This is a genomic window from Sphingomonas sp. CCH21-G11 (assembly GCF_001555965.1).
Lineage (GTDB): Bacteria > Pseudomonadota > Alphaproteobacteria > Sphingomonadales > Sphingomonadaceae > Sphingomonas.
Genome location: NZ_LSHX01000056.1, coordinates 100,906 through 124,229, shown reverse-complemented (window position 1 = coordinate 124,229; position 23,324 = coordinate 100,906). Strand labels below are relative to the sequence as shown.

Here is a 23,324-nt window from a genome sequence, read left to right as displayed (position 1 = left end):
GGGTTGCGCATGCCTTTGCCAAGCGGTTGAGACGGAGGCGATGCGGATCATCTTCATGGGAACCCCGGACTTCGCGGTGCCGGTGCTCGACGCGGTTGTCGCGGCGGGGCACGAGGTCGCGGCCGCCTATAGCCAGCCGCCGCGCCGCGCGGGTCGCGGCAAGGCGCTGACCCCCTCCCCCGTCCATGCCCGCGCCGAGGCACTTGGCATTGCGGTGCGCACCCCCGAACGGCTGCGCGATCCGGCCGAGCAGGCGGCGTTCGCGGCGCTGGAGGCCGATGTCGCGGTGGTCGCCGCCTATGGCCTCATCCTGCCGCGCGCCGTGCTCGATGCGCCGCGGCTGGGCTGCCTCAACGTCCACGCGTCGCTGCTGCCGCGCTGGCGCGGGGCGGCGCCGATCCAGCGCGCCATCCTGGCCGGCGATGCCGAGACCGGGGTCGGCATCATGCAGATGGAGGCCGGGCTGGATACCGGCCCGGTGCGGCTGGAGGGACGGACCCCGGTCGCGCGCAAGACCGCGGGCGCGCTCACCCGCGAACTGGCCGATATGGGCGCGGCGCTGATGGTCGCGGTGCTGGCCGATCCCGCCGCCCATCCCCCGGTTGCACAGGCGGAAACCGGTGTAACCCATGCGCCCAAGATCGACAAGGCGGAAGCGCGCATCGACTTTGCCGCGACGGCGGATCAGGTCGAGCGTCAGGTCCGCGCCTTCAACCCCGCGCCCGGTGCCTTTTTCACGCTCGGCGACGAACGCGTGCGCGTGCTTGCCGCCGATGTCGTGGCGGGCAGCGGCGCGCCGGGCGAGGTGCTCGACGCGGCGCTTACCATCGCCTGCGGATCGGGGGCGATCCGCCCGGTGCAGGTCCAGCGCGCCGGGCGCGGCGTCATGACGCCGGGCGAGCTGCTGCGCGGCTTTCCGATCGCGGCAGGCACGCGGTTGTGACGCGATTTGCGCTGACCGTGGAGTTCGACGGCCGCCCGTTCATGGGCTGGCAGGCGCAGGCGCACGGCCCCAGCGTGCAAGCCGCGATCGAGCGCGCGATTTACGACGTCACCGGCGAGGAGGCGACCGTCCACGCCGCCGGGCGCACCGATGCGGGCGTGCACGGGCTGGCGATGCGCGCGCATTGCGATGTCGCGCGGTCGATCACCGCCTTTCGCCTGGGCGAGGCGCTCAACGCACGACTGCGGCCCGATCCGGTCGCGATCCTCGATTGCGTCGAGGTCGCCGAAGACTGGCATGCGCGCTTTTCGTGCACTGCCCGGCATTACCGCTATCGCATCGTCAACCGGCGCGCGCCGCTGACCGTCGATCTGGGGCTGGCGTGGCGGATCGCCGCGCCGCTCGATGCGGATGCGATGGGTGAGGCGGCGGCGGTGCTGGTGGGGCGGCACGACTTCACCACCTTCCGATCGGCACATTGCCAGGCGGACAGCCCGCTGCGCACGCTCGACCGGCTGGACGTCGCGCGCATCGGTGACGAGATCCACGTCCATGCCTCGGCGCGGTCGTTCCTGCATCACCAGGTGCGATCGATGGTCGGCTGCCTCGCGCTCGTCGGCCAGGGCAAGTGGCAGCCCGGCGATGTCGGCGCCGCGCTTGCCGCACGCGATCGCGCCGCGCTCGGCCTCAATGCCCCGCCCGACGGGCTTTACTTCCTGCGCGCCGATTATCCGGGCGAGGTCAATCGCGGCTGAACTGCGCGGCGAGCTCGACATGAGTCGACCAGCGGAACTGGCCGACCGGCTGGACCCAGTCGAGGCGGTGACCACCCTCACACAACATCTTCGCATCGCGTACGAAGGTGCTGGGATTACATGAGATATACCCGATCCTGCGCACGCGCGATGCCGCCAGCGCCGTCGCCTGCTCGCGCGCGCCGGCCCGCGGCGGATCGAGCAGGACGCAGTCGAACCGTTCGAGCTCAGCCGTGTCGAGCGGGCGGCGGTACAGGTCGCGATGTTCGACGAACACCCGGCGCTGCATCGCATTGCCAGCAGCCTTGAGCGCGAGCACCGCGTCGCGCGCGCCCTCGGCGGCATAGACGCGCGCTGTCGCCGGCATTGCGAAGGTGAACGTGCCGAGCCCCGCGAACAGGTCAGCAACGGTCGTCGCCCCCGAGGCCACTTCGCGCGCCGCCGCCGCCAGCGCCGCTTCGCCGTCTGCGGTCGCCTGGAGAAATGCGGCGGGCGGGAGCGCCACAGGCACGCCCGCCAGCGTGATCGTCACCGGTTCGGGCTCGAAGCGCGATTCCGGCCCCATGCCGTCGTCGACCGCGAAGCGCGCAAGGCCATGGCGCAGCGCGAAGGCGGTAATCGCCTCCGCCGCGCGCAGCCCTTCGAAATCATGCCCGGTGACAAGCACGTCGGGCCCCTGATCCGCGAGCGCGAGATGGACATCGACCCGGCCGCTGCGGGGCAGCATCGCCGCGAGCAGCCCGCGCAATGGCTGGACCAGTGCGAACAAACGCGGGTCGAGGATCGGGCATTCGGCGATGTCGATCAGCCGGTGGCTGCGCGCCTCGGCAAAGCCCAGATGCACCTGGCGACCGCGCCGCTCGGCGTGGAGCGTCGCGCGGCGGCGGCTGTGCGGCGGCGACAGGATCGGCGCACGGACCGGTGCCTCCAGGTCCTGGGCGGCGAGCGCGGTGGTCACGCGCGCGGCGACGAAGGCCGCGTAGGCAGCATCGTCGAGATGCTGGAGCTGGCAGCCGCCGCATTCGGGAAAGTGCCGGCATGGCGGCGTCTGGTGATGCGGACCGCGCACCAGCGTGCCGTCCGGCGCAACGTGATCGCCCGGCGCGGCGTGGCTGACATGGCGGCCATCGGCGGTCACGCCCTCCCCCCTCTCGTGGGCTCGGAGATGTGTATAAGAGACAGATCCGGCGTGACGGCAAGGCGGCTGGCGATCAGGCCGGCGAGCACGTCCCCCGTCCCTGCCGTCGCCAGCCATGGCGTCGCGGCGGCCGCGACGATCACCCGGCCCTTCGGATCGGCGATGACGGTATCGGGCCCCTTGTGCACGACGACCGCACCGCTGGCCCGGGCGGCGGCGAGGGTCGCGTCGATCTTGCTGCCGCGCCACGCCCCGAACAGCGCCGCGAACTCGCCGCCATGGGGCGTCAGGACCGTCGGCGCGACGCGGCGCTTCAACTGGTCAAGACTGCACAGCCCCAGCGCATCGCCATCGAGCACCAGCGGGCGGTCCCCGGCGATCGCGGTCTCGACCAGCGCGCGCGCGGCCTCGCCCCGCCCCAGGCCGGGTCCGATGAGGAGGACGCGCAGCCGGTCGTCGGCCAGCCACGCCGCCAGCGCCCCGCGATCGACCGCGGCGCGGCCGACCACCGCAGCGTCGCGAGCGATGCCGCCGGCCACCACGACATAGCCCGCCCCGCCGCGCGCCGCCGCGCCCGCAGCCAGCGCGGCCGCGCCCGGCATCGCGCCCGCGACGATGCCGACCAGCCCACGACGATATTTGTGCGCGTCATGGCGTGGCGATGCGATCACCGGGCGGGCGATGCTGTGCCAGTCGCTGTCGACTGCGATGCCCAGTCCATCGCGCAGGACATGCCCGCATGCCGCGACGCCGAAGGACAGGAGGTGCGCGGGCTTCAGCGCGCCGAGCGCAAGGGTTGCCGACACCCGCGCCGCGCCCAGGTCGTCGCCGCTGTCGGCGTCGAGCCCCGACGGCAGGTCGATCGCGAGGCTGAAGCGCGCAGCCGGAACCAGCTTGCGCAAAGGATCGCGGATCGCGGGGGGGAGCGGGCGGGTCATCCCGGTGCCGAACACGCCGTCGATCAGCATGGCGCGCGGCTGCGCATCGGCAAGCGCCACGACCGGTCCCGTCCAGCGCGCACGCATCTCCAGCGCAGCGGAAGATCTGGGCAAATCGGCCACTGCCACCATGACGTCATGGCCCCATTCGCTCAGGTGGCGCGCGGCGACATAGGCGTCGCCGCCGTTGTTGCCCGGCCCGGCGAGCACCAGCACCGGCGCGCCGGCCGCGAAGCGTCGGGCCGTCCGTGCCACCGCAAGCCCCGCTTGTTCCATCAGGTCGGCCTGGGCAACGCCCATGGCAAAGGTCGCGGCCTCGGCGGCGCGCATCGCTCCCGCCGTCAGGATGGGTGCCCCGGCAGGGCAGGCCCGGCTCATCGCCCGGCGGCGATCGTCGCCGGCAACTGATAGCGCGCACCGCCGATCGCGACTTCGATCCGGTTGTCGCCGATGATCCGGACCCGCGCGGGTTCGGCGCCGTCGGCGGCGACCACGCCGCGGCCGTCATCAGTCACGCGCAGCCGGTGGAAACCGCCATCGCCACGCGTCACGACCAGGATCGCGCCTTCCGGCCCGTCCCGGCGCTCAAGGGTGCAGCTCGACGTGAAACGGTCGCTGCCCGGATCGGCGCACGCGATCCGGTCGGCGGGCGCCGATTCCGCCGCCGCGACGACATTCGATGCTTCGGGCGGCGCCGGGTCGCAGCCCGCCAGCGCCAGCAGCAGCGCGGCAACCGGTCGGCTAGATATCCGCGTAGACATGACGTTCGGCGCTGGCCCCCGGGTGCGTGACCGCGCCCTTATAGGCCGGACCAACCGTCTGCGAATAGCGCCACAACGCGCCCGCCTGATAGTCGTTGACGCGGGGCCGCCAGGCCTCCCGACGCGCGGCGAGCACCTCCTCCGCAACGTCGAGGTCGATCGTGCCCGCCTCTGCATCGATACGGATGACGTCGCCGTCCTCGATCAGCGCGATCGGCCCGCCCTCCGCCGCCTCCGGGCCGACATGGCCGATGCAGAAGCCACGGGTCGCACCCGAAAAACGGCCATCGGTGATGAGCGCGACCTTCTCGCCCAGCCCCAGGCCGTAGAGCGCGGCGGTGGTCGACAGCATCTCGCGCATCCCCGGCCCGCCCTTCGGCCCTTCGTAGCGGATGACGATCACGCTGCCCTCTGCGATGTCGCGCGCCTCGACGGCGGCGAAGGCATCCTCCTCGCAATCGAAAACACGCGCGGTCCCGGTGAATTGCAGCCGCTGCATCCCCGCCACCTTGACGATCGCCCCGTCGGGCGCGAGCGAGCCGCGCAGGCCGACGACGCCGCCCGTGGCGGTGATCGGCGTCTTCACGTCATAGATGACCTTCTGGTCGGGGTTCCACGTCACCTCGTCGATATTCTCGCCCAGCGTCCGCCCGGTCACGGTCATGCAGTTGCCGTCCAGGAAACCGCCGTCGAGCATCGTCTTCATCAGCATGTAGACGCCGCCGGCCTCGTACATGTCCTTGGCGACATATTTGCCACCGGGTTTCAGGTCAGCGATGTAAGGTGTTGATTTGAATGCATCTGCGACGTCGAACAGATCGAAGTCGATGCCGGCCTCGCTCGCCATGGCGGGCAGGTGCAGCGCCGCATTGGTCGAGCCGCCGGTCGCCGCCACCACGCGCGCGGCGTTGATGAAGGCTTCGCGGGTGCAGATGTCGCGTGGGCGCAGGTTGCGCGCGATCAGCGCCATGACCTGTTCGCCGGCGGCGACAGCGATCTCCTCGCGGCTGCGATAGGGGGCGGGAACCATGTTGGAATTGGGTAGCGACAAGCCGATCGCCTCGCCGACGCACGCCATGGTGTTGGCGGTGAACTGGCCACCGCACGCGCCGTGGCCGGGACACGCGACCTTTTCCAGCGCGGTCAGGTCGTGCAGCGGGCACGTGCCGGCGGCGTATCGACCCACTGCCTCGAACACATCGACGACGGTCACGTCGCGATCCTCATAGCGTCCGGGCAGGATTGAGCCGCCATAGACGAAGATCGACGGGACGTTCAGGCGAAGCATCGCCATCATCATGCCAGGCAGCGACTTGTCGCACCCGGCAAAGCCGACCAGCGCGTCGTAGCAGTGGCCGCGCATGCTGAGCTCGATCGAATCGGCGATGACCTCGCGGCTGACCAGCGACGATTTCATCCCCTGATGACCCATCGCGATGCCGTCAGTAACGGTGATCGTGTTGAAGCGGCGCGGCATTCCCCCGCCCTGAACCACCCCGGCGCGCGCGGCATCCGCCTGGAAATCCAGGGTCGTGTTGCACGGCGCGCTGTCGTTGCCGGCGCTGGCGATACCGACAAAGGGCTTGGCGATGTCCGCCTCGGCAATGCCCATCGCATAGTAATAGCTGCGATGCGGTGCGCGCTCGGGCCCGACCGAAACATGACGGCTGGGCAGGCGGGACTTGTCGAATTGATGGCTCATGGCGCACGCCTATGTCGCGGGAGGCGCCTCCCGCGCAAGTCTGTTGCGCACGTCATCGATCATTTTGCCGACGATCTCGCGCCAACGCGTGACGCCGGCGGGGTCGGCAAGCTGGTCGTTGCACACCTCGATCGCAACATAGGGAATGCCGTGCGCCTCGCCGTGCCGGTTCAGCGTCGCATTGAGCAGCCGCCCCGAATAGGGCTGGTTGTCGCCGGTCTCGATCCCCTGCGCACGCAGCGACGCAATCGCCGGGGCGGCGGCGCGCGCGTCGCGGTTGTAGAGGATCCCCGCGTCCCAGACCCGCCTTGCGGTGTCGCCATGCGCCAGCCGGCGCGTGAAGCTGTGAATCGACACGATCAGCGCCGGACGATGCGCGGCGATGTGACGCGCGATCGCGCGGTGATAGGGGGCGTGGAAGCGGGCGATGCGGGCCGAGCGGTCGACATCTCGATTACCGGGAATGTCGTGCCCGTCGCTCACCAGCGGGATCAGCGCCGGATGGTCGGGCTGGCGGTGAAGATCGATCACAAGCCGCGACACCGTCCCCAGAAATGCCGGTGCGCCCGATTGCGCCGCCAGTGCGCGCGTCAGCGCCGCCGCGCCGAGATCGACCGCGATGTGCAGGTCGAGCAGCGCCGGATCGATCGCCAGATCGATGTCGTCGGGCACCCTATTCGATGCATGATCGCACAACAGCAGCAGCCGGCGATCGGCGCCGTCGATAAATTCGGTCATCCGCGTCCCTCGCGCGCCGCAAAGGCCGCAAGTCCGGCGGCAAACGCGTCGCTGCCGAAACGCGCCAGAAACGCCGCGCGGTGGCCGGGATCGGCGGGGCGGGCCAGCATCGCCTTCAGCCCGCGCACCGCGTCCGGATCATTGGCGGCAACGGTCGTTGCAAAGTGCGCGGCAGACGCCGAAGCATCGTCCGCAACCTGCTCGACCAGGCCGATCCGCTGTGCCTCCACCGCATCGATCGCGTCCCCGGCGAACAACAGGCGGGCGGCATGGCCGGCCCCGACCTGCGCGGCGAGCCGCGTCACATCCTCGACGGGGTAGAGCAGTCCGAGCCGCGCGGGCGGCACCGCGAAACGCGCGCCCGGCCCGGCGATCCGAAGGTCGCAGGCGAGTACGAGCGCGACCGCCGCGCCATGGCATCCCCCGTCGATCACCGCCACGGTCGGGACGGGCAACGCGGCAAGTGCGTCGATCGCCACCCGCATCGCGTCGAGAAACGCCGGGCGCGCGCCCACATCGTCGCGCAGGCGCGCCAAATCGCCGAGATCCGCGCCGGCCGAGAAGATGCCGGGCACCAGCGAGCGCAGCACGACGACGCGGGTATCGTTGGGCGAAATGGCTGCCAATGTGTCGGCGAGTTCGCGCCAGTGCGGGGTGGCGAGCGCGTTGCGCCGGGCCGGACGGTCCAGCCCGATCGACAGGACCGCGTCGTGACGCGTACACCGGATCACCGGCAGCAATCCGGTCGGGATGGCGCCGGCCTGCGCCAGGACCATCCCCGGACGTTTCGCTCCCGGCGATCGATCCGTGCGTCACGCCCAACAACTTCCGTGCCAGCCGAGCAAAGCCGCCATTTTCCGGGATCGATTGCCCGGCCGGGTGCCGGAACGGGACGACCGGCTGTCACGTCAGCACCGTTTCGAGACACCACCAGTCCGGGTGCCGGTCGCGCGTCATGGTGGCCGCCGCCGCGCATGCCGCGCGATCGTCGAACAGCGCGAAACAGGTCGCGCCCGATCCCGACATCCGCGCCATCGCGGCGCCGGGCAACGCCGACAGGTGACCGAGTACATCAGCGATGACCGGCGCGATCGCACAAGCCGCCGGCTGCAGGTCGTTGCGGCCGGCCTGCGCAATGTCGATCAGCGCGCCTTCGCCGATGCCGCCGCGATCCACACCGTCCCACCCGGCAAACACCCGTGCCGTCGACACCGCGACACCCGGGTTGACCAGCAGCACCGGCCGCCCGGGCAAGCCCGCAATCTCGATCAACTGCTCGCCCCGCCCCGACCCGCGCGCCGCACGGCCAAGGAGGCAGGCCGGGACGTCGGAACCGAGCCGCCCGGCAACCGCGACCAGCCGGGCATCGTCAGGTGCGATTCCCGTCAGTCGGGCAAGCGCGCGCAGCGTCGCGGCGGCATCGGCCGATCCGCCGCCGATGCCGGAAGCAACGGGCAGGCGCTTGACCAGTTCGATCGCAACCGGCGGCGCCGGGGCAATTTCCCGGCGAAACAGGTCGCGCGCCCGAGTCACCAGATTGTCGGCGGCCGGGTCGAGCGCGCTGGCGAACGGCCCGGTGATCGTGAACCGGTCGGCGTCGGCCGGGACGATGCGAAGATCATCGCCGTCGCGCACGAACACGAACAGCGTGTCGAGCTCATGATAGCCGTCGTCGCGCCGGGCGCGCACGTGCAGCGCCAGGTTCAGCTTCGCCGGCGCCGCCTCCACGATCTCCACGGTCAATCGCTCAGCGCGCTGCGATCTTGGGACCAGAGGCGAGCTTCATCGCGATCCGGTCGGCATGTTCGCCGGTCGCGTAGAGCGCCGCCGCGCGCCAGGCATAGCGCGCCTCATAGCGCCGCCCCACCCGCCAATAGGCATCGCCCAGATGCTCCTGGATCGTCGGGTCGGCCGGTTCGCCACGCGCCGCGCGTTCGATCAGCGGCAGCGCGCGTGTCGCAAAGCCATTCTGGAAATAGGCCCAGCCGAGCGAGTCGGTGATCGCTGCATCATTGGGCTGCAAGGCGCTGGCGCGTTCGAGCAGCGCGAGCGCCTCGGTCAGGTTTTCGCCCCGCTCCGCCTGTGCATAGCCGAGATAATTGAGCGCGGTCGCCTCGTTGGGTGCCAGCTCGACCGCTTTCTTCAGGAACGGCAGCGCCTCCGCCCAGCGCCCCGCACGTTCGAGCGCGCCGCCGCGCTGCAGCTGCGTCACCCATGCCGGCCCCGCCCCGCCGCGTGTCATCACCAGCGCATAGGCATCCGCGGCCTCGGCAAAGCGTTCCGCGTCGAACAGCAGGTCGGCGTAGGTCCGCGCATCATTGGCCGACGCATCCGGTGCCGTCGCCAGTCGCTGGGCCAGCGCGAGGCTTTCGGCGCCTCGTCCGGCGCGCTGCAGCACAAAGATCTCCGCGACCCGGGCAGGATGCGCGAACAGGCTTTTCGGCCCGATTTCGGCGATCGTCGCCAGCGCACCCGCCTCCGCACCCTCGCGCGCCAGGCCGTCGACGAGGATCAGGCGCGCGCGGTCGTCGGTCGGGTCGAGACGCAGGGCCGAGCGCGCGAGAGCGATCGCCAGCGCCTGGGTCCCGTCGCTGGTCAGGTCGCTGCCCAGCCGGACGAACAGGCGCGAAGCCCCGAAGCGGCTGTCGGCGCGCACCCCGCGCAGCGCCTGCGCCGCGCGGCTGAGCACCGGGTCGTCACCCACGAGCAGCGCACGGCCCAGATTGCCCTGGCGCTGGCCGGCGAGCAGCATGGCGGCGTTCAGGCGCGGGTCCAGGCTCGACTGGTCGCCGGCCAGCAGGACGCGCAGCGCGGCGACACCCCCGGCGACGTCACCCGATCCGATCTGCATCAGCGCCCGGCTCTCGCTCGCATAGCGGCGGGTCAGCGCATTGTCGCTGCCGGTTTCCAGCATCGCCAGCGCGGCCGCCGGATCGCTGTCGAAGGTCAGCCAGGCCAGCAGCACCGGCGTCATGAATTCGAGCGGAGAGCCATCGAGCTGAGCGGCAGCCTCGGCGGCACGCACGCGGTTGCCGGTGGCGAGCGCGTCGGCGAACGCCAGCACCGCCGCATCGGCCGGCGCGACCTGCGATCGATCGAGCACCGCGGCGGCACTGAGCGCGAGCGGGATGTCGCCGGCCGCCAGCGCTTCGCGATAGGCACGGATCGCGATCAACTCGTCCTCCGGCCGGGCCGCCAGCGCCTCGGCATAGCCCGCCGCCGCCGCACCCACGTGCCCGTCGGTCGCCGCCAGCCGCGCGCGGGCATAGGCGGACAATGTCCGGATATTGTCGGCATGCGCGGGCAGCGCGCCGAACCCCGCGAGCGCGAGGATCAGCCCAAGTCCGGCCGGGCGAACGCGATTACATATTGGGATAGTTCGGCCCTCCCCCGCCCTCCGGCACGACCCAGTTGATGTTCTGGGTCGGGTCCTTGATGTCGCACGTCTTGCAGTGGACGCAATTCTGCGCGTTGATCACGAATTTCGGCTCGCCCGCGTCCTCGCCCACCACTTCATAGACGCCCGCCGGGCAGTAACGCTGCGCCGGCTCGTCATAGAGCGGCAGGTTGTGGCGGATCGGTACGTCCGGGTCCTTCAGCGTCAGGTGAACGGGCTGGTCCTCTTCATGGTTGGTGTTCGAAACGAACACCGAGGACAGGCGATCGAAGGTCAGCACCCCGTCGGGCTTGGGATAGTCGATCTTCTTCGCCAGATCCTTGCGCCACAGGCTCTCGTGGTCGGGATGGTGGTGCATCGTGAACGGCATCTTCAGCCCCAGGCTCTCCGCCCACATGTTGACGCCCGCAAGGCCCGTGCCGATCGTGTCGCCATATTTCTTGACCAGCGGGACGACGTTGCGGACCTGGAACAGCTCCTTGTACACCCAGCTCGCCTCATAAGCCTCGCTGTACGCGGTCAGCTCGTCGCCGCGCCGGTCGGCGGCGACCGCGGCAAAGGCAGCCTCGGCGGCCATCATACCCGTCTTCATCGCGGTGTGCGTGCCCTTGATCCGCGGCACGTTCACGAATCCCGCCGAACAGCCGATCAGCGCACCGCCGGGGAAGACCAGCTTGGGCACTGACTGCCAGCCGCCGTCATTGATCGCGCGCGCGCCATAGCTGACGCGCTTGCCGCCCTTCAGGATCGCCGCGATCGCCGGATGCGTCTTCCACCGCTGCATTTCGTGGAAGGGCGAGAGGTGCGGGTTGGAATAGTTGAGCCAGGTGACGAAGCCCAACGCGACCTGGTTGTTCGCCTGATGATAGAGGAAGCCGCCACCGTTCGCGCCCTCGCTCAGCGGCCAGCCCTGGCTGTGGATCACGCGTCCCGGCACATGGTTTTCCGGCGGAATGTCCCACAGCTCCTTGATCCCGATTCCATAGACTTGCGGGTCACAGTTCGCGCGCAGATCGAACTGACGCATCAGCTGCTTGGACAGGTGACCGCGGACCCCCTCGGCAAAGAAAGTGTAGCGGGCATGGAGTTCGAGGCCCGGCTGATAATCGGGTTTGCGCGTGCCGTCGCGCGCGATGCCCATGTCGCCGGTCGCGACGCCCTTGACCGACCCATCGTCGTTGAACAGCACTTCGGCGGCGGCGAAACCGGGAAAGATTTCGACGCCCATGCCCTCGGCCTGTTCGGCAAGCCAGCGGCAGAGATTGCCGAGCGAGCCGGTATAGCAGCCCTTGTTGTGCATGAATCCGGGTAGCAGGAAGTGCGGGAACTCGCGCTTGCCGGTCTCGCTCAATATCCAATGGTGGTTTTCGGTCACCGGCGTCGCGGCGAGCGGACACCCCATGTCGCGCCATTCGGGCAGCAGCTCGTCGAGCGCGATCGGATCAATCACCGCCCCGGACAGGATGTGCGCGCCGATCTCCGACCCCTTTTCGAGCACGCAGACCGAGAGTTCCCGCCCCTGCCCGGTCGCCAGCTGCTTCAGCCGGATCGCGGCGGAGAGCCCGGCGGGGCCGCCACCGACGATCACCACGTCATAGGGCATTGATTCGCGTTCGCTCATTCCATTCTCCTCGACGCCAATCCGTTGTCAGGGGCGGCGGTGCGGCAAGAGACAGACGCCCTCGTCGCAGCCCGGCCACGCCTGATCCTCCCGCACCTCCGGAGGAATTGACGTTTTCGTCAGCTTCGCACCTTATGAAGCGGATGGGAGCGGAGCAACACGGGAATTGGCGGGTAACCGCCGCGGCGGCGCTCGACTGGTGGATCGACGCCGGCGTCGATACGCTGGTCGCGGACGATCCGCGCGACTGGTTCGGCCGGGTGGGCGCGCCGGCCCCGACCTTGCCGACCCCCGCCGCCGATGACCGCGTCGACCCCGACTTTCCCGGCGATCTCCCGGCGTTTCTCGCCTGGCGCGTCGGCCCGTCCGCGCCGGAGGCGGCGTGGCCCGGCCCGCGTTTTGCACCGCACGGGCCGGTCGATGCCCCGCTCGTCGTCTTCACCGATCATCCCGATGCCGATGATCGCGACGGCGAGATTCTGACCGGCGCCGCGGGCCGGCTGTTCGACGCGATGCTGCGCGCGATCGGACGTTCGCGTCAAAATACGCTCGTCGTGCCGCTGTGCTGGACCCGGCCGTTGGGCGATCATCTGAGCGTCGAACAGGTTGATCGGCTGGGTCGCCTTGCCCAGCATCACCTGGCATTGCTCCCCGCGAAACATGCGCTTTTGCTCGGACAATCGGTGAGCCGTGCGTTTGTCGGGGCAGACGCCCCTGCGCGCTGGGGTCGTTTGCGTACGCTTAACCCTAACGATCGGATAGTTTCCGCCATTGGTGTTCCACACCCGCGACTGCTGCTGCAACGCCGGCACTTCAAGGCCGAGACGTGGCAAGACCTGCAGTTGCTGGCCGGGGGTTTTGAGTGATGAGGATTTCGTTCGCAGTTGCCTTGGCGACATTGATGCTTCCGGTCGCCGCGCAGGCGCGCGACGCGGCGGCACCGTCGTCTCCGTCGGCTGCCGTATCCGCCGCCGCCCGCGCGCCCCGGCTGCCGGTGCTGCTCGACGACGCCGCACGGCTCAATTATCGTAAGGTGTTCGCGGCGATCCGCGCCGAACGCTGGGCCGATGCGCAATTGTTGCTCGACGCAACGAAGCCCGGTCTGCTCCATTCGATCGCGCGGGCGGAGCTTTATACCGCGCGCAATTCGCCCAAGGCGGCGGGACAGGCGCTGGCCGAGCTCGTCGCGCTGGCGCCCGAACTGCCCCATGCCGCACAGCTTGCCCGGCTGGCCAAAAGCCGCGGTATCGAGGATTTGCCGCCGCTCCCCGCCGAGCAAAAGCTGGTCTGGGTCGGTGGCGCACCGGTGCGCGCGCGGTTGAAATCGGTCAAGAGCGACGCGGCCGCCGCCGAGCTCGCCGTGGCGATGCGCCCCCATATCAAGGCGGACGACGGCGCCGCGGCCGAGGCGCTGCTCGATACGCGCGACGGCGACCTGACGCCGGAGGCGCGGGCCGAATGGGCGCAGCGCGTCGCGTGGATTTATTACACCGCCGGCGACGACGCCAATGCGCGCCGGATGGCGGCACGCGCCCGGCGTGGCGAAGGCGACTGGGTCGCACAGGCCGACTGGGTCGACGGCCTGGCGGCGTGGCGGCAACAGGATTGCGGCGCGGCGCAGGCGGCGTTCCAGTCGGTCGCCCAGCGCGCGACGCACTCCGAAATGCGATCGGCCGGCCTGTATTGGGCGTCGCGCGCCGACATCGCCTGTGGTCATCCCGAACTGGTGCAGGCGCGGTTGCAGAGCGCGTCGCAATATGGCGAGACCTTTTACGGCCTGCTCGCGCGCCATGCGCTCGGCATGGACGACGCGCCCGTCAGGACCGCTGACGCGATGACCGCCGACTGGCACGCGCTCGGCGCGCTGATCAACGTTCAGGTCGCGTCGGCACTGATCGAGATCGACGAAACCGCGCTCGCCGATCGCGTCCTGCGCCACCAGGCCAAGATCGGCGACGTGCGCGATTTCGCCGCACTCAGCCGGTTGGCCGGGACGCTCAATCTGCCCCAGACGCAATTATGGCTCGCGCAATATTGCCCGCCCGGCGCGAGCCCGGCGGTCGAGGCGCGCTACCCCGCGCCGAACTGGACGCCCGACGGCGGCTGGCGTGTCGACAAGGCGCTGGTCTATGCCCACGCTCTGCAGGAATCGCGGTTCGATGCGGATATCGTCAGCCCGGCGGGCGCGTTCGGGCTCATGCAGATCATGCCGGCGGCCGCCACCGACATCGCGCGGGCGCGCGGCGTGACGATCGACCGGTCGGCACTCGCCCGGCCGTCCACCAATATCGAGGTCGGGCAAAGCTATCTTGAAAAGCTGCGCGACATGGCCGCGACCCAGGGCCTGCTGCCCAAGGTGATCGCGGCCTACAATGCCGGCCCCTCGCCGGTCGAGGCGTGGAATGTGCAGACCCACGATAACGGCGACCCGCTCCTCTATATCGAGAGCATCCCGTACTGGGAAACGCGGGGCTATGTGATGACGGTGCTGCGCAACTACTGGATGTACGAGCGCAAGGAGGGCAAGGCGTCGGCCAGCCGCGCCGCGCTCGCGCAGGGCCTCTGGCCGAAATTTCCCGGCCTGCCGGGCGAGAAGGCGGTGCGCATCAGCAAGACGCGCGGGACACGGGCGGGCAGCGCGACCGGTGCCCGTTGATCCCGACCGCGCGTTTCTTCCCGTCCGCATCGCCGTCCTGACCGTTTCCGACACCCGCACGCCCGCCGACGACCGGTCGGGCGACACGCTCGTTGCGCGAATTGAGGCAGCCGGGCATGTCGTGGCCGCGCGTGACATCGTCCGCGATGATGTGCCGGCACTGGTCGCGCGGCTGACCGCTTGGATCGACGATCCGGCGATCGATTGCGTGATCTCGACCGGCGGCACCGGCGTCACTGGACGCGATGTCACGCCGGAGGCGGTCGAACTGGTGCAGGACAAACCGATTCCCGGCTTTGGCGAGCTGTTCCGCTGGCTCAGCTATCAGACGATCGGCACGTCGACGATCCAGTCGCGCGCCTGTGCCGCGGTCGCGCGTGGCACCTATCTTTTCGCGTTGCCGGGATCGACCGGCGCGGTGAAGGACGGGTGGGACATGATCCTCAAGGATCAGCTCGACAGCCGCTTTCGACCCTGCAACTTCGTCGATCTGATGCCCCGCCTGCGCGAACGCTGAAGCATGATGGCTTTGCACGGAATCGACTTTCGTCACCCCGGCCCTGTGCCGGGCCCACGGGGCGACACATCGCAACTGCGGGACTGCGCGGCACGGTGAACCCCGGCATGAGGCCGGGGCGACGAGAAAGCCGTTAGAGCGCGCCTCGATCTAACGTCATCAGGCTCTAGGTCGGCTTCGTTCGTTACAGGGTTGGCGCGCGCCGGCTCGCTTTGGGCGTCGCGTCAGGATGCCGTCGGCGTCACGACCGGATCGGCAGCCGGCGCATCGGCCGGTTTTTCGTACTTTGGCCGGTTCGCATCGAAGAAATTGCCGACTTCGTCCAGCATCACCTGCCACCACACCAGCACGTCGTCGAAATTGTCGGCGCTGACGCCGCCGACGGTGGTCAGGTCATAGCTGAACGCGAGCACGCCGTTTTCGCGAATTCCGGCCTGCAGGAACCGCTTGCTGACGTTCCATTTGTTGGCGAATTCGGTGTCGAGTTCGGGCGATGCCGAAAACGAGACCTGGAACTGAAGCGAATCGCACTGCTTCTTGTTCTCGCAGCCGTAAAAGAACACGTCGAACTTGTATCCGGCACCTTCGCCTTCGATCGACGGATCGCCCTGGCGGTCGACGCCCAGCTTGGCGGTCAGGCCAGCATCGGTCATCGCGCGCAGCACGCCCTCCGGATAGCTGGCGCAGACGAAGCCCGCGCGGCATAGCGTCTCGTCCTTGGCCAGCGCCGGGGTCGCACCCCCGCCCATGACCAAAAACGTCGCGAGCATCGCCCGCGGCATCCGCGCAACTCTCATCCCAACCCCATGAACCTATATTATTTCCGGCATCATTGGCGACGGACTGCCGCGGCGCAAGCTCAACTTTCCGCGTCGGTCTGCGCCACCGCCAGTTCATGGCCGTGCGGATCGCGGAAATGAAACCGCCGCCCGCCGGGAAAGGCGAAGATCGGCACGGTCACCGACCCGCCCGCCTGCTCTACGCGCGCCTGCGCGGCCTCGAGATCGTCGACCCCGATGACGGGCAGCATCGCCTTCACCTGGGTTTCCGGATCACCATCCAATCCGATGTCGACATCGCCCGTGGTGGTCGCGGCATAGCTCGGCCCGAAGTCGGTGAAACGCCATCCGAACGCCTCGCCATAGAAATATTTGAGCCCCGGCAGATTGCCGACCGGCAGTTCGAGATAGTTCAGCCGCGCCATCGATGACCTCCAAATTGTTCTTGATATGTTCTGACGCGCCTCCTACAGATTGGCAATGACCAAAGTGCGCCCCGCCCGCGGTGCCACGCTCAACCGGGCGAGCATGCGCTTCGGCCTGCCCCAGCATGAAGAAGACGGCGACTGGCGCGACGCGCGCGGCGTGATCGATGGCGATCCACCCCGCCTGCGCACGGAAGTGACGGTGGAGACGCCCCGCACGATCCTGACCCGCAATCAATCGCCCGATGTGCCGTTCGACCGTTCGATCAACCCCTATCGTGGATGCGAGCATGGCTGCATCTACTGTTTCGCGCGGCCGACCCACGCGTTTCTCGACCTGTCGCCCGGTCTCGATTTCGAAACGCGGCTGTTCGCCAAGCCCGACGCAGCGCGGCTGCTGCGCGACGAACTGAGGCGGCCGGGCTATACGTGTCGCCCGATTGCTTTCGGCACCAACACCGATCCATACCAGCCCATCGAGAACGAGTGGCGGATCACGCGGGCCTGCCTGGAGGTGCTGGCGGCCTGCGACCACCCCGTGACGATCACGACCAAGTCCGACCGCATCCTGCGCGACATCGACCTGCTGGGCCCGATGGCGACGAAGGGGCTGGCCGCGGTGATGGTCTCGGTCACGTCGCTCGACCCCGCCATCGCGATGACGATCGAACCGCGCGCACCCCACCCGGAGCGGCGGCTGCGTGCGGTGCGGCTGCTTGCCGACGCGGGCGTGCCCGTGCAGGTTTCGATTTCACCCGTCATCCCCGCGGTGACCGATCATGAGATGGAGGCGCTGATGGCGCGCGCGGCCGAAGCGGGGGCGCGGGCGACGTCGTTCATTCCGGTCCGGTTGCCGCATGAAGTCGCGCCGCTGTTTCGCGCATGGCTCGACACGCATTTTCCGGATCGCGCCGGCAAGGTGATGGCGATCATCCACGCGTTGCGCGGCGGCCGAGACAATGATCCCCGTTTCGGCTCACGAATGCGCGGCGAAGGTCCCTGGGCGGCGCTGCTCCGCACGCGTTTCCACATCGCCGCGCGCAAGCTGGGGCTCGACGCCGAACGGATCGAATTGCGCACCGACCTGTTCCGCCCGCCCGCGGGCGCGCAGGGCGAGCTGTTCTGATCAGCGATTGGGGAACTGCACCGCGCGAAACTGGCCCTCGCCGGACAGGATGCCGTATTCGACGTCATCGGGGACGTCGCCCGAATTGCCCGTTGCATAGATCAATCGGATGAATGCCGACGTCCCGGCATGGGCGGCCAGGAACATTTCGATCGCGCGCCACAATCGGCCATTGTCCGATCGCGCCTGGTTGAGCCGCCGGGTCTGCTGGAAATAGTTCGGCCCGCCTTCGCGCCCGCCCTGGGCGTGCGACCACGCGTGCCCCTTGTCAAAACCGTCGGCGGCGCGCGGATAACCGGCGTGATAGGCATCGTCGCGGGTCCCCGGCGCCGCGGGTCGGCTCACGCCCCAGACCATCGCGACGCGGCTGCGCGTAAAATCGAACAGGTAGTTGCAGCTGCCGTCGCCAAAGGTCAGCAGCTGCGCGCCAGGTTGGCCATTGGCGCGATACTGCGCGCCGACCTGGTCGAGCAGCCGCTCGAGAAACAGGGCCGGATCGCCGGTCCGTTCAAACTCGCGGAACATCCAGACATAGGCCGCCGTGCCGTTGCGCAGTTCGGTGTTGAGGCCGAATTCACGGTCGATGATCTGGTCGATCGGAATGCTCGACCAGTCGCGCCTGGCGGCACGGCTGCGGGTTTGCGGCATGGCAGTCCCCTAACGTGCAGTGATCCGACCTGATCCCCCGCCTCAAGCGGCGGCGAGCTTGTAATCCTTGTACTGCGCGCGCAGCGCGGTCTTCAACAGCTTGCCGGTCGCGGTGTGGGGCAATTGATCGACGAAAAGGATTTCGTCGGGCAGCCACCATTTCGCAACGTGGCGAGCCAGATAGGCGCTGACCTGTTCCGGGGTCACGTCGGAGCCGGGCTTGCGGACCACCAGCAGCAGCGGCCGTTCCTCCCATTTCGGGTGGTAGACCCCGATCGCGGCGGCCTCCGCCACGCCGGGACAGCCGACCGCGGCGTTTTCGAGCTCGACCGAGCTGATCCACTCGCCACCCGACTTGATCACGTCCTTGGCACGATCGGTGATGTGCATCGTGCCGTCGGGGTGGAGCACCGCGACATCGCCGGTGTCGAACCAGCCGTCGGCGCTCAGGCACGGTCCGCCCGCATCCTGGAAATATTGCTTGATGATCCATGGCCCACGGATCTGGAGCCGCCCCGACGATTCACCGTCGCGCGGCTGCACGACGCCTTCGTCGTCAACGATGCGCAACTCGACGCCGAACGGCACGCGGCCCTGCCGGACCACCTGGCCGACCTGCTGGTCGAAGCTCAATTCGTCCCAGTCGACCGAGCGCGCGCCGATCGTGCCGATCGGCGAGGTTTCGGTCATGCCCCAGGCGTGATTGACGCGGATTCCCATCCGCATCAGCCGCTCGATCATCGAGCGCGGTGCCGCCGAGCCGCCGATGGTGACGAGCTGAAGATGCTCTGGCGCGACTCCCGCCGCATCCATGTGCTGGAACATGGCGAACCACACCGTCGGCACGCCCGCCGAATGCGTCACGCGTTCGCGGTTCATCAACTCGCACAGCACCGCCGGATCGTTGATCGCGGAAAAGACCAGCTTGGCGCCGACCGCGGGGGTCGAAAAGGGCAGGCCCCAGCCGACCGCGTGGAACATCGGCACGATCGGCATCGCCACCGCGCGCGACGACAGGTCGAAGACCGAAGGCTGAAGCGCCGCCATCGCGTGGATCATCGAGGAACGATGGGTGTAGACCACGCCCTTCGGGTTGCCGGTCGTGCCGCTTGTATAGCACAGCATGCACGGATCGCGCTCGTCGCCCTCGACCCATACAAAGCCGTCGTCGCCCTCCGCGATCAGCGCCTCGAACCCGTCGGGGCCGTCGCTGTCGTACACGACATAATGTTCGATGGTCGGCCATTGCGGCTTCAGCTTGTCGACCAGCGGTTGGAAAGCGCGGTCATAGAACAGCACGCGATCCTCGGCATGGTTGACGATATAGGCGAGCTGATCCTCGAACAGGCGCGGATTGACGGTGTGGACGATCCCACCCATGCCGATCGCCCCGTACCAGGTGACCAGGTGCCGGCTGTGATTCATCGCTAGCGTCGCGATGCGATCGCCCGGCTTCATCCCCAGCCGTGTGAGCATGCTGGCGAGGCGGCGCGAATCGCGTGCGATGCCGGCCCAATCGGTCCGGGTCTCGCTTCCGTCGGCCCAGCGGCTGACGATCTCGCGCGTGCCATGCTCGCGTTCGGCATGATCGACCAGCCGCATGATCCGCAGCTCGAAATCCTGCATCGATCCAAGCATCGTTGCATCCATCTCCCGTTATCAGCCGGCGGCGGCGAGCCGCGCGGTCTCAGCGGTCTTCAGCGCCGCCCATCGAACACCCTGCAGCTTCTCGATCCGCGCGGCAAGTTCCCCGTCGAGCAGGAAGCCTCGCCCGAGCACGACCTGCGCCTCGCCCGGGCCGTCGATCGGGGCATGGAGCCGCACCTCGCCGCGCCCGCCGGTATGGTCGCCAAGCAAAACGGCGAGCGCGGCGACGGCGTCGGCATGATCGACCGCCACGTCGAGCAACAGGCGGGTGTTGTTGGCAAGCCCCTCCAGCGGCTGGATGCGCTTGACCGTGACCCGGACGCTATCCTCGCCCGCGCGGCGGTCGAGCTCGGCAGAGACCAGCGCGCAGCCGCCTTCGCGCGCGGCTTCCTCAAGCATCGCGGCGACCGGCTCGTCGAAACAGGTCGCGATGCACTGACCCGACGAATCGGACAGCGTCGCCATCATGTATCGCTTGCCGCGCGCGGAGGTACGCCAGCGCACATCCTCGACCAGCGCCGCGAAGCTCGCGACCGTGCGCCCGCCCTCGGCCACATCGACATCGTTGAGCGCGACGATCGGGCGCGCACCGTGCACGCGCGCGAGATGCGCGAAGCGGTCGAGCGGGTGCGCCGAGAAGTAGAACCCGAACGCCTCGCGCTCGGCGGCGATGCGTTCGGTCAGCGACCAGTGCGCATCGGCGGGCAGACGGATCGCGGCCTCGGCGACCGGATCGTCGCCGAACAGCCCGCTCTGCCCGCTCACCCGGCCTTCATGCGTGCGCTGCGCGACCGCCAGGATCGTTTCCGCCCCCGCATGGATCGCGGCGCGGTTGGGCTCGACCCCGTCGAATGCGCCCGCGCCGGCCAGCGTCTCGATCTGCCGTTTGTTGAGCAGGCGCGGATCGACGCGCGCGGCAAAATCGTCGATCGAGCGGAAGGGACCCTTGGTCCGGCGCTCCGCGACCAGCTCCGCCATCGCACGCTCGCCCACCCCCTTGAGCGCGCCCAGCGCATAGCGCACCGCCAGCGTACCTCCCTCGTCTTCGACCATGAAGCTCGCCGAACTCGCGTTCACGCAGGGCGGGCGGCAGGCGATGTCCAGCCGCCGCATGTCGTCGACGAAAATCGCGAGCTTGTCGGTCTGATGGATGTCGAAGCTCATCGACGCGGCAAAGAATTCGTGCGGATGATGCGCCTTCAGCCACGCCGTCTGATAGGCGAGCAGCGCGTAGGCCGCCGCGTGCGACTTGTTGAAGCCATAGCCGGCGAACTTGTCGATCAAGTCGAACAGCTCGTTGGCCTTGGCCGCCGGGATGTCGTTATGCGCGGCGCAGCCCTCGACGAAGGTCGCGCGCTGCGCATCCATCTCCGCCTTGATCTTCTTGCCCATCGCGCGGCGCAGCAGGTCGGCGCCGCCCAGCGAATAGCCCGCCAGGATCTGCGCGGCCTGCATCACCTGTTCCTGATAGACGAAGATGCCATAGGTCTCGGCCAGGATCGGCTCGAGCAGCGGGTGGGGATAGGTGATCGCCTCCTGCCCGTTCTTGCGCCGGCCGAAGGTCGGGATGTTGTCCATCGGACCCGGGCGATAGAGCGAGACGAGCGCGATGATGTCGCCGAAATTGGATGGGCGCACTGCGGACAGCGTGCGCCGCATGCCTTCCGATTCGAGCTGGAACACCCCGACCGTATCGCCGCGCTGCAGCAGCTCGTAGACCCTGGGGTCGTCCCAGCCGAGCGCATCGAGATCGACATCGACGCCGCGCACCGCCAGCAGCTCCACCGCCTCGCGCAGCACCGACAGCGTCTTGAGGCCCAGAAAGTCGAACTTCACCAGCCCCGCGCCCTCGACATATTTCATGTCGAACTGGGTGACGGGCATGTCGGAACGCGGGTCGCGATACAGCGGCACGAGCTCGGCGAGCGGTCGGTCGCCGATCACCACGCCGGCTGCATGGGTCGAGCTGTGGCGCGGCAGCCCTTCCAGCTTCATCGCCAGGTCGAACAGGTGGCGGACCTGGTCGTCATTGGCATATTCGCGCGCCAGTTCGCTCACGCCGTTCAGCGCGCGCTCCAGCGTCCACGGATCGGTCGGGTGGTTGGGCACCAGCTTGGCGAGCCGGTCGACCTGGCCATAGCTCATCTGAAGCACGCGGCCGGTGTCCTTGAGCACCGCGCGCGCCTTCAGCTTTCCGAAGGTGATGATCTGCGCCACCTGGTCGCGGCCATATTTTTCCTGGACGTAGCGGATCACCTCGCCGCGTCGCGTTTCGCAGAAATCGATGTCGAAGTCGGGCATCGACACGCGCTCGGGATTGAGGAAACGTTCGAACAGCAGCCCCAGCCGAATCGGGTCGAGATCGGTGATCGTCAGCGACCAGGCAACGACCGACCCCGCGCCGGATCCGCGACCCGGACCGACCGGAATCCCGTTGTCCTTCGCCCATTTGATGAAGTCGGCGACGATCAGGAAATAGCCGGGGAAGCCCATCTGGATGATGACGTCGAGCTCGAACTCCAGCCGGTCGCGATAGACCTGGGTCCACGCGCCGTCCGCGTCGGTGCCCTCGCCCCTCGCGATCTTGGCCAACCGCCGGGCGAGCCCTTCGCGCGCATCGTCGCGCAGCTTCTGCGCCTCGCCGGCGCGGTCGCCGGCCAGGCTGGGCAGGATCGGCCTGCGCTTCGGCGCGACCGCCGCACAGCGCTGCGCGATGTGCAGCGTCATGTCGATCGCCTCGGGCAGGTCGCCGAACAGCGCGCGCATCATCGGCGCGGATTTCATCCACGCGTCCGGCGAGCTGCGCGCGCGGTCCTCGGACGCGACATAGGTCGAAGCGGCGATGCACAGCATCGCGTCATGCGCCTCGTGGAACGCGTTGTCGGCGAAGCAGCACGGGTTGGTCGCGACCAGCGGCAGATTGCGATCATAGGCGAGATCGACAAGCGCGGGTTCGGCGGCCTGCTCCATTGCATCGCCGCGCCGCGCGAGCTCGATATAAAGGCGTCCGGGGAAAAGCGTTTCCAGCCGGTCGGCATAGCGGCGTGCATGGTCATGCTGGCCGTCGGCGAACATCCGGGCCAGCGCGCCCTCGCCCGCCCCGGTCAGCGCAATCAGCCCGTCGGTGCGCCCGGCGAGCGCGTCGATCGTCACATAGGCCGGATGCTCGACCGGGCGGTCGAGATGCGCCATCGACACCAGCGCGCAGAGATTGGCATAGCCGACATCGTCCTGCGCATAGAGTGCCAGCCAGTCGAGCACCGGCTTGAACTCGCCTTCATGGCCAGGCCGGATGATCGAGAGGAATACGCCGGTGATCGGCTGAACCCCCTCCGCCTTGCACGCATCGGAAAAGGCCATGGCCGCATAGAGACCGTTGCGGTCGACCAGCGCGACCGCAGGAAAGCCGAGCGCGCGCGCCTGCTTGGCGATCGCCTTGGGCTCGATCGCGCCCTCCAGCATGGTGTAGGAGGAAAAGACGCGCAGCGGCACGAAACCGGAATGGGGCATGACGCCAGCCTAGGGTGCCAACG

General features: G+C 68.8%; 20 protein-coding genes. 6 read left to right on the top strand and 14 right to left on the bottom strand.

The annotated features are described in order from the left end of the window. Positions 1–40: 40 nt before the first annotated feature. Both fmt and truA read left to right on the top strand, forming a co-directional pair. Complete coding sequence (gene fmt, locus AX676_RS16590; RefSeq protein ID WP_066478550.1) at positions 41–943, top strand: methionyl-tRNA formyltransferase; 903 nt, start codon at positions 41–43, stop codon at positions 941–943. Next, complete coding sequence (gene truA / locus AX676_RS16585; RefSeq protein ID WP_066478542.1) at positions 940–1,698, top strand: tRNA pseudouridine(38-40) synthase TruA; 759 nt, start codon at positions 940–942, stop codon at positions 1,696–1,698. Before fmt ends, truA begins: the two co-directional genes overlap by 4 nt. Here truA and AX676_RS16580 read toward each other — a convergent pair. The 9 genes from AX676_RS16580 to AX676_RS16540 form a co-directional block, all read right to left on the bottom strand. Then, positions 1,685–2,836, bottom strand: coding sequence for a class I SAM-dependent RNA methyltransferase (locus tag AX676_RS16580; RefSeq protein WP_066544486.1), 1,152 nt, complete (start codon positions 2,834–2,836; stop codon positions 1,685–1,687). The two genes, truA and AX676_RS16580, sit on opposite strands and share 14 nt — an antisense overlap. Continuing rightward, positions 2,833–4,104, bottom strand: coding sequence for an NAD(P)H-hydrate epimerase (locus tag AX676_RS16575; protein WP_066544484.1), 1,272 nt, complete (start codon positions 4,102–4,104; stop codon positions 2,833–2,835). Before AX676_RS16575 ends, AX676_RS16580 begins: the two co-directional genes overlap by 4 nt. Before the next feature lie 44 nt (positions 4,105–4,148). Next, a complete protein-coding gene (locus tag AX676_RS16570) occupies positions 4,149–4,535 on the bottom strand; it encodes a hypothetical protein (RefSeq protein ID WP_066479334.1) in 387 nt (128 codons plus the stop codon). Then, positions 4,516–6,237, bottom strand: a complete 1,722-nt coding sequence (gene ilvD, locus AX676_RS16565; protein ID WP_066479332.1) for a dihydroxy-acid dehydratase — start codon at positions 6,235–6,237, stop codon at positions 4,516–4,518. Before ilvD ends, AX676_RS16570 begins: the two co-directional genes overlap by 20 nt. A gap of 9 nt (positions 6,238–6,246) precedes the next feature. Next, entirely contained in the window at positions 6,247–6,975 is a 729-nt protein-coding gene (locus AX676_RS16560) for an N-formylglutamate amidohydrolase (RefSeq protein WP_066479330.1), read from the bottom strand. Then, complete coding sequence (locus AX676_RS16555) at positions 6,972–7,751, bottom strand: enoyl-CoA hydratase/isomerase family protein (protein ID WP_082731201.1); 780 nt, start codon at positions 7,749–7,751, stop codon at positions 6,972–6,974. The genes AX676_RS16560 and AX676_RS16555 overlap by 4 nt, the downstream gene beginning before the upstream one ends. A 127-nt stretch (positions 7,752–7,878) precedes the next feature. Next, entirely contained in the window at positions 7,879–8,718 is an 840-nt protein-coding gene (locus AX676_RS16550; RefSeq protein WP_082731200.1) for a 4-(cytidine 5'-diphospho)-2-C-methyl-D-erythritol kinase, read from the bottom strand. A gap of 4 nt (positions 8,719–8,722) precedes the next feature. Further along, positions 8,723–10,252 (bottom strand): tetratricopeptide repeat protein, encoded by a 1,530-nt coding sequence (locus tag AX676_RS16545; protein WP_066479328.1) that lies wholly within the window; start codon positions 10,250–10,252, stop codon positions 8,723–8,725. An 85-nt stretch (positions 10,253–10,337) separates the two neighbouring features. Continuing rightward, a complete protein-coding gene (locus tag AX676_RS16540; protein WP_066479325.1) occupies positions 10,338–11,993 on the bottom strand; it encodes an electron transfer flavoprotein-ubiquinone oxidoreductase in 1,656 nt (551 codons plus the stop codon). Between the two features lie 143 nt (positions 11,994–12,136). On the opposite strand from AX676_RS16540, the gene AX676_RS16535 reads away from it, so the two are divergent. The 3 genes from AX676_RS16535 to moaB are packed head-to-tail and all read left to right on the top strand — an operon-like array spanning position 12,137 to position 15,166. Beyond that, positions 12,137–12,859, top strand: coding sequence for a uracil-DNA glycosylase family protein (locus AX676_RS16535; RefSeq protein ID WP_197417109.1), 723 nt, complete (start codon positions 12,137–12,139; stop codon positions 12,857–12,859). A 35-nt stretch (positions 12,860–12,894) separates the two neighbouring features. Further along, positions 12,895–14,649 (top strand): lytic transglycosylase domain-containing protein, encoded by a 1,755-nt coding sequence (locus AX676_RS16530; RefSeq protein ID WP_156437713.1) that lies wholly within the window; start codon positions 12,895–12,897, stop codon positions 14,647–14,649. Next, the gene (moaB, locus tag AX676_RS16525; RefSeq protein WP_066479311.1) at positions 14,639–15,166 is read left to right on the top strand and encodes a molybdenum cofactor biosynthesis protein B; all 528 of its coding nucleotides are present in this window, start codon (positions 14,639–14,641) and stop codon (positions 15,164–15,166) included. The genes AX676_RS16530 and moaB overlap by 11 nt, the downstream gene beginning before the upstream one ends. Positions 15,167–15,390: 224 nt before the next feature. On the opposite strand, the gene AX676_RS16520 is transcribed toward moaB, so the two are convergent. Beyond that, on the bottom strand, positions 15,391–15,936 hold the full coding sequence (locus tag AX676_RS16520) for a YbjN domain-containing protein (RefSeq protein WP_197417110.1): 546 nt from the start codon (positions 15,934–15,936) through the stop codon (positions 15,391–15,393). An 89-nt stretch (positions 15,937–16,025) separates the two neighbouring features. Further along, the gene (locus AX676_RS16515; RefSeq protein WP_066479305.1) at positions 16,026–16,370 is read right to left on the bottom strand and encodes a VOC family protein; all 345 of its coding nucleotides are present in this window, start codon (positions 16,368–16,370) and stop codon (positions 16,026–16,028) included. A gap of 55 nt (positions 16,371–16,425) precedes the next feature. Between AX676_RS16515 and AX676_RS16510 the strand changes: the two genes are divergently transcribed. Beyond that, a complete protein-coding gene (locus AX676_RS16510; RefSeq protein WP_066479304.1) occupies positions 16,426–17,496 on the top strand; it encodes a PA0069 family radical SAM protein in 1,071 nt (356 codons plus the stop codon). On the opposite strand, the gene AX676_RS16505 is transcribed toward AX676_RS16510, so the two are convergent. Genes AX676_RS16505 through dnaE form a run of 3 tightly spaced genes read right to left on the bottom strand, consistent with a single transcriptional unit; the run spans position 17,497 to position 23,301 of the window. Further along, the gene (locus tag AX676_RS16505; RefSeq protein ID WP_066479301.1) at positions 17,497–18,144 is read right to left on the bottom strand and encodes a hypothetical protein; all 648 of its coding nucleotides are present in this window, start codon (positions 18,142–18,144) and stop codon (positions 17,497–17,499) included. A 42-nt stretch (positions 18,145–18,186) separates the two neighbouring features. Further along, the gene (locus tag AX676_RS16500) at positions 18,187–19,782 is read right to left on the bottom strand and encodes a long-chain fatty acid--CoA ligase (protein ID WP_197417111.1); all 1,596 of its coding nucleotides are present in this window, start codon (positions 19,780–19,782) and stop codon (positions 18,187–18,189) included. A gap of 21 nt (positions 19,783–19,803) precedes the next feature. Next, complete coding sequence (gene dnaE, locus AX676_RS16495; RefSeq protein ID WP_066479297.1) at positions 19,804–23,301, bottom strand: DNA polymerase III subunit alpha; 3,498 nt, start codon at positions 23,299–23,301, stop codon at positions 19,804–19,806. Positions 23,302–23,324: the final 23 nt, after the last annotated feature.

Excerpts from the sequence above, each read along its gene's own strand:
- fmt (WP_066478550.1), top strand. The coding sequence starts at position 41 with ATGCGGATCATCTTCATGGGAACCCCGGACTTCGCGGTGCCGGTGCTC.
- AX676_RS16575 (WP_066544484.1), bottom strand. The coding sequence starts at position 4,104 with ATGCGCGCCGCCGAGGCCGCGACCTTTGCCATGGGCGTTGCCCAGGCC.
- AX676_RS16570 (WP_066479334.1), bottom strand. The coding sequence starts at position 4,535 with ATGTCTACGCGGATATCTAGCCGACCGGTTGCCGCGCTGCTGCTGGCG.
- ilvD (WP_066479332.1), bottom strand. The coding sequence starts at position 6,237 with ATGAGCCATCAATTCGACAAGTCCCGCCTGCCCAGCCGTCATGTTTCG.
- AX676_RS16560 (WP_066479330.1), bottom strand. The coding sequence starts at position 6,975 with ATGACCGAATTTATCGACGGCGCCGATCGCCGGCTGCTGCTGTTGTGC.
- AX676_RS16555 (WP_082731201.1), bottom strand. The coding sequence starts at position 7,751 with ATGGTCCTGGCGCAGGCCGGCGCCATCCCGACCGGATTGCTGCCGGTG.
- AX676_RS16540 (WP_066479325.1), bottom strand. The coding sequence starts at position 11,993 with ATGAGCGAACGCGAATCAATGCCCTATGACGTGGTGATCGTCGGTGGC.
- AX676_RS16535 (WP_197417109.1), top strand. The coding sequence starts at position 12,137 with ATGGGAGCGGAGCAACACGGGAATTGGCGGGTAACCGCCGCGGCGGCG.
- AX676_RS16530 (WP_156437713.1), top strand. The coding sequence starts at position 12,895 with ATGCTTCCGGTCGCCGCGCAGGCGCGCGACGCGGCGGCACCGTCGTCT.
- AX676_RS16520 (WP_197417110.1), bottom strand. The coding sequence starts at position 15,936 with ATGCTCGCGACGTTTTTGGTCATGGGCGGGGGTGCGACCCCGGCGCTG.
- AX676_RS16515 (WP_066479305.1), bottom strand. The coding sequence starts at position 16,370 with ATGGCGCGGCTGAACTATCTCGAACTGCCGGTCGGCAATCTGCCGGGG.
- AX676_RS16510 (WP_066479304.1), top strand. The coding sequence starts at position 16,426 with ATGACCAAAGTGCGCCCCGCCCGCGGTGCCACGCTCAACCGGGCGAGC.
- AX676_RS16505 (WP_066479301.1), bottom strand. The coding sequence starts at position 18,144 with ATGCCGCAAACCCGCAGCCGTGCCGCCAGGCGCGACTGGTCGAGCATT.
- AX676_RS16500 (WP_197417111.1), bottom strand. The coding sequence starts at position 19,782 with ATGCTTGGATCGATGCAGGATTTCGAGCTGCGGATCATGCGGCTGGTC.
- dnaE (WP_066479297.1), bottom strand. The coding sequence starts at position 23,301 with ATGCCCCATTCCGGTTTCGTGCCGCTGCGCGTCTTTTCCTCCTACACC.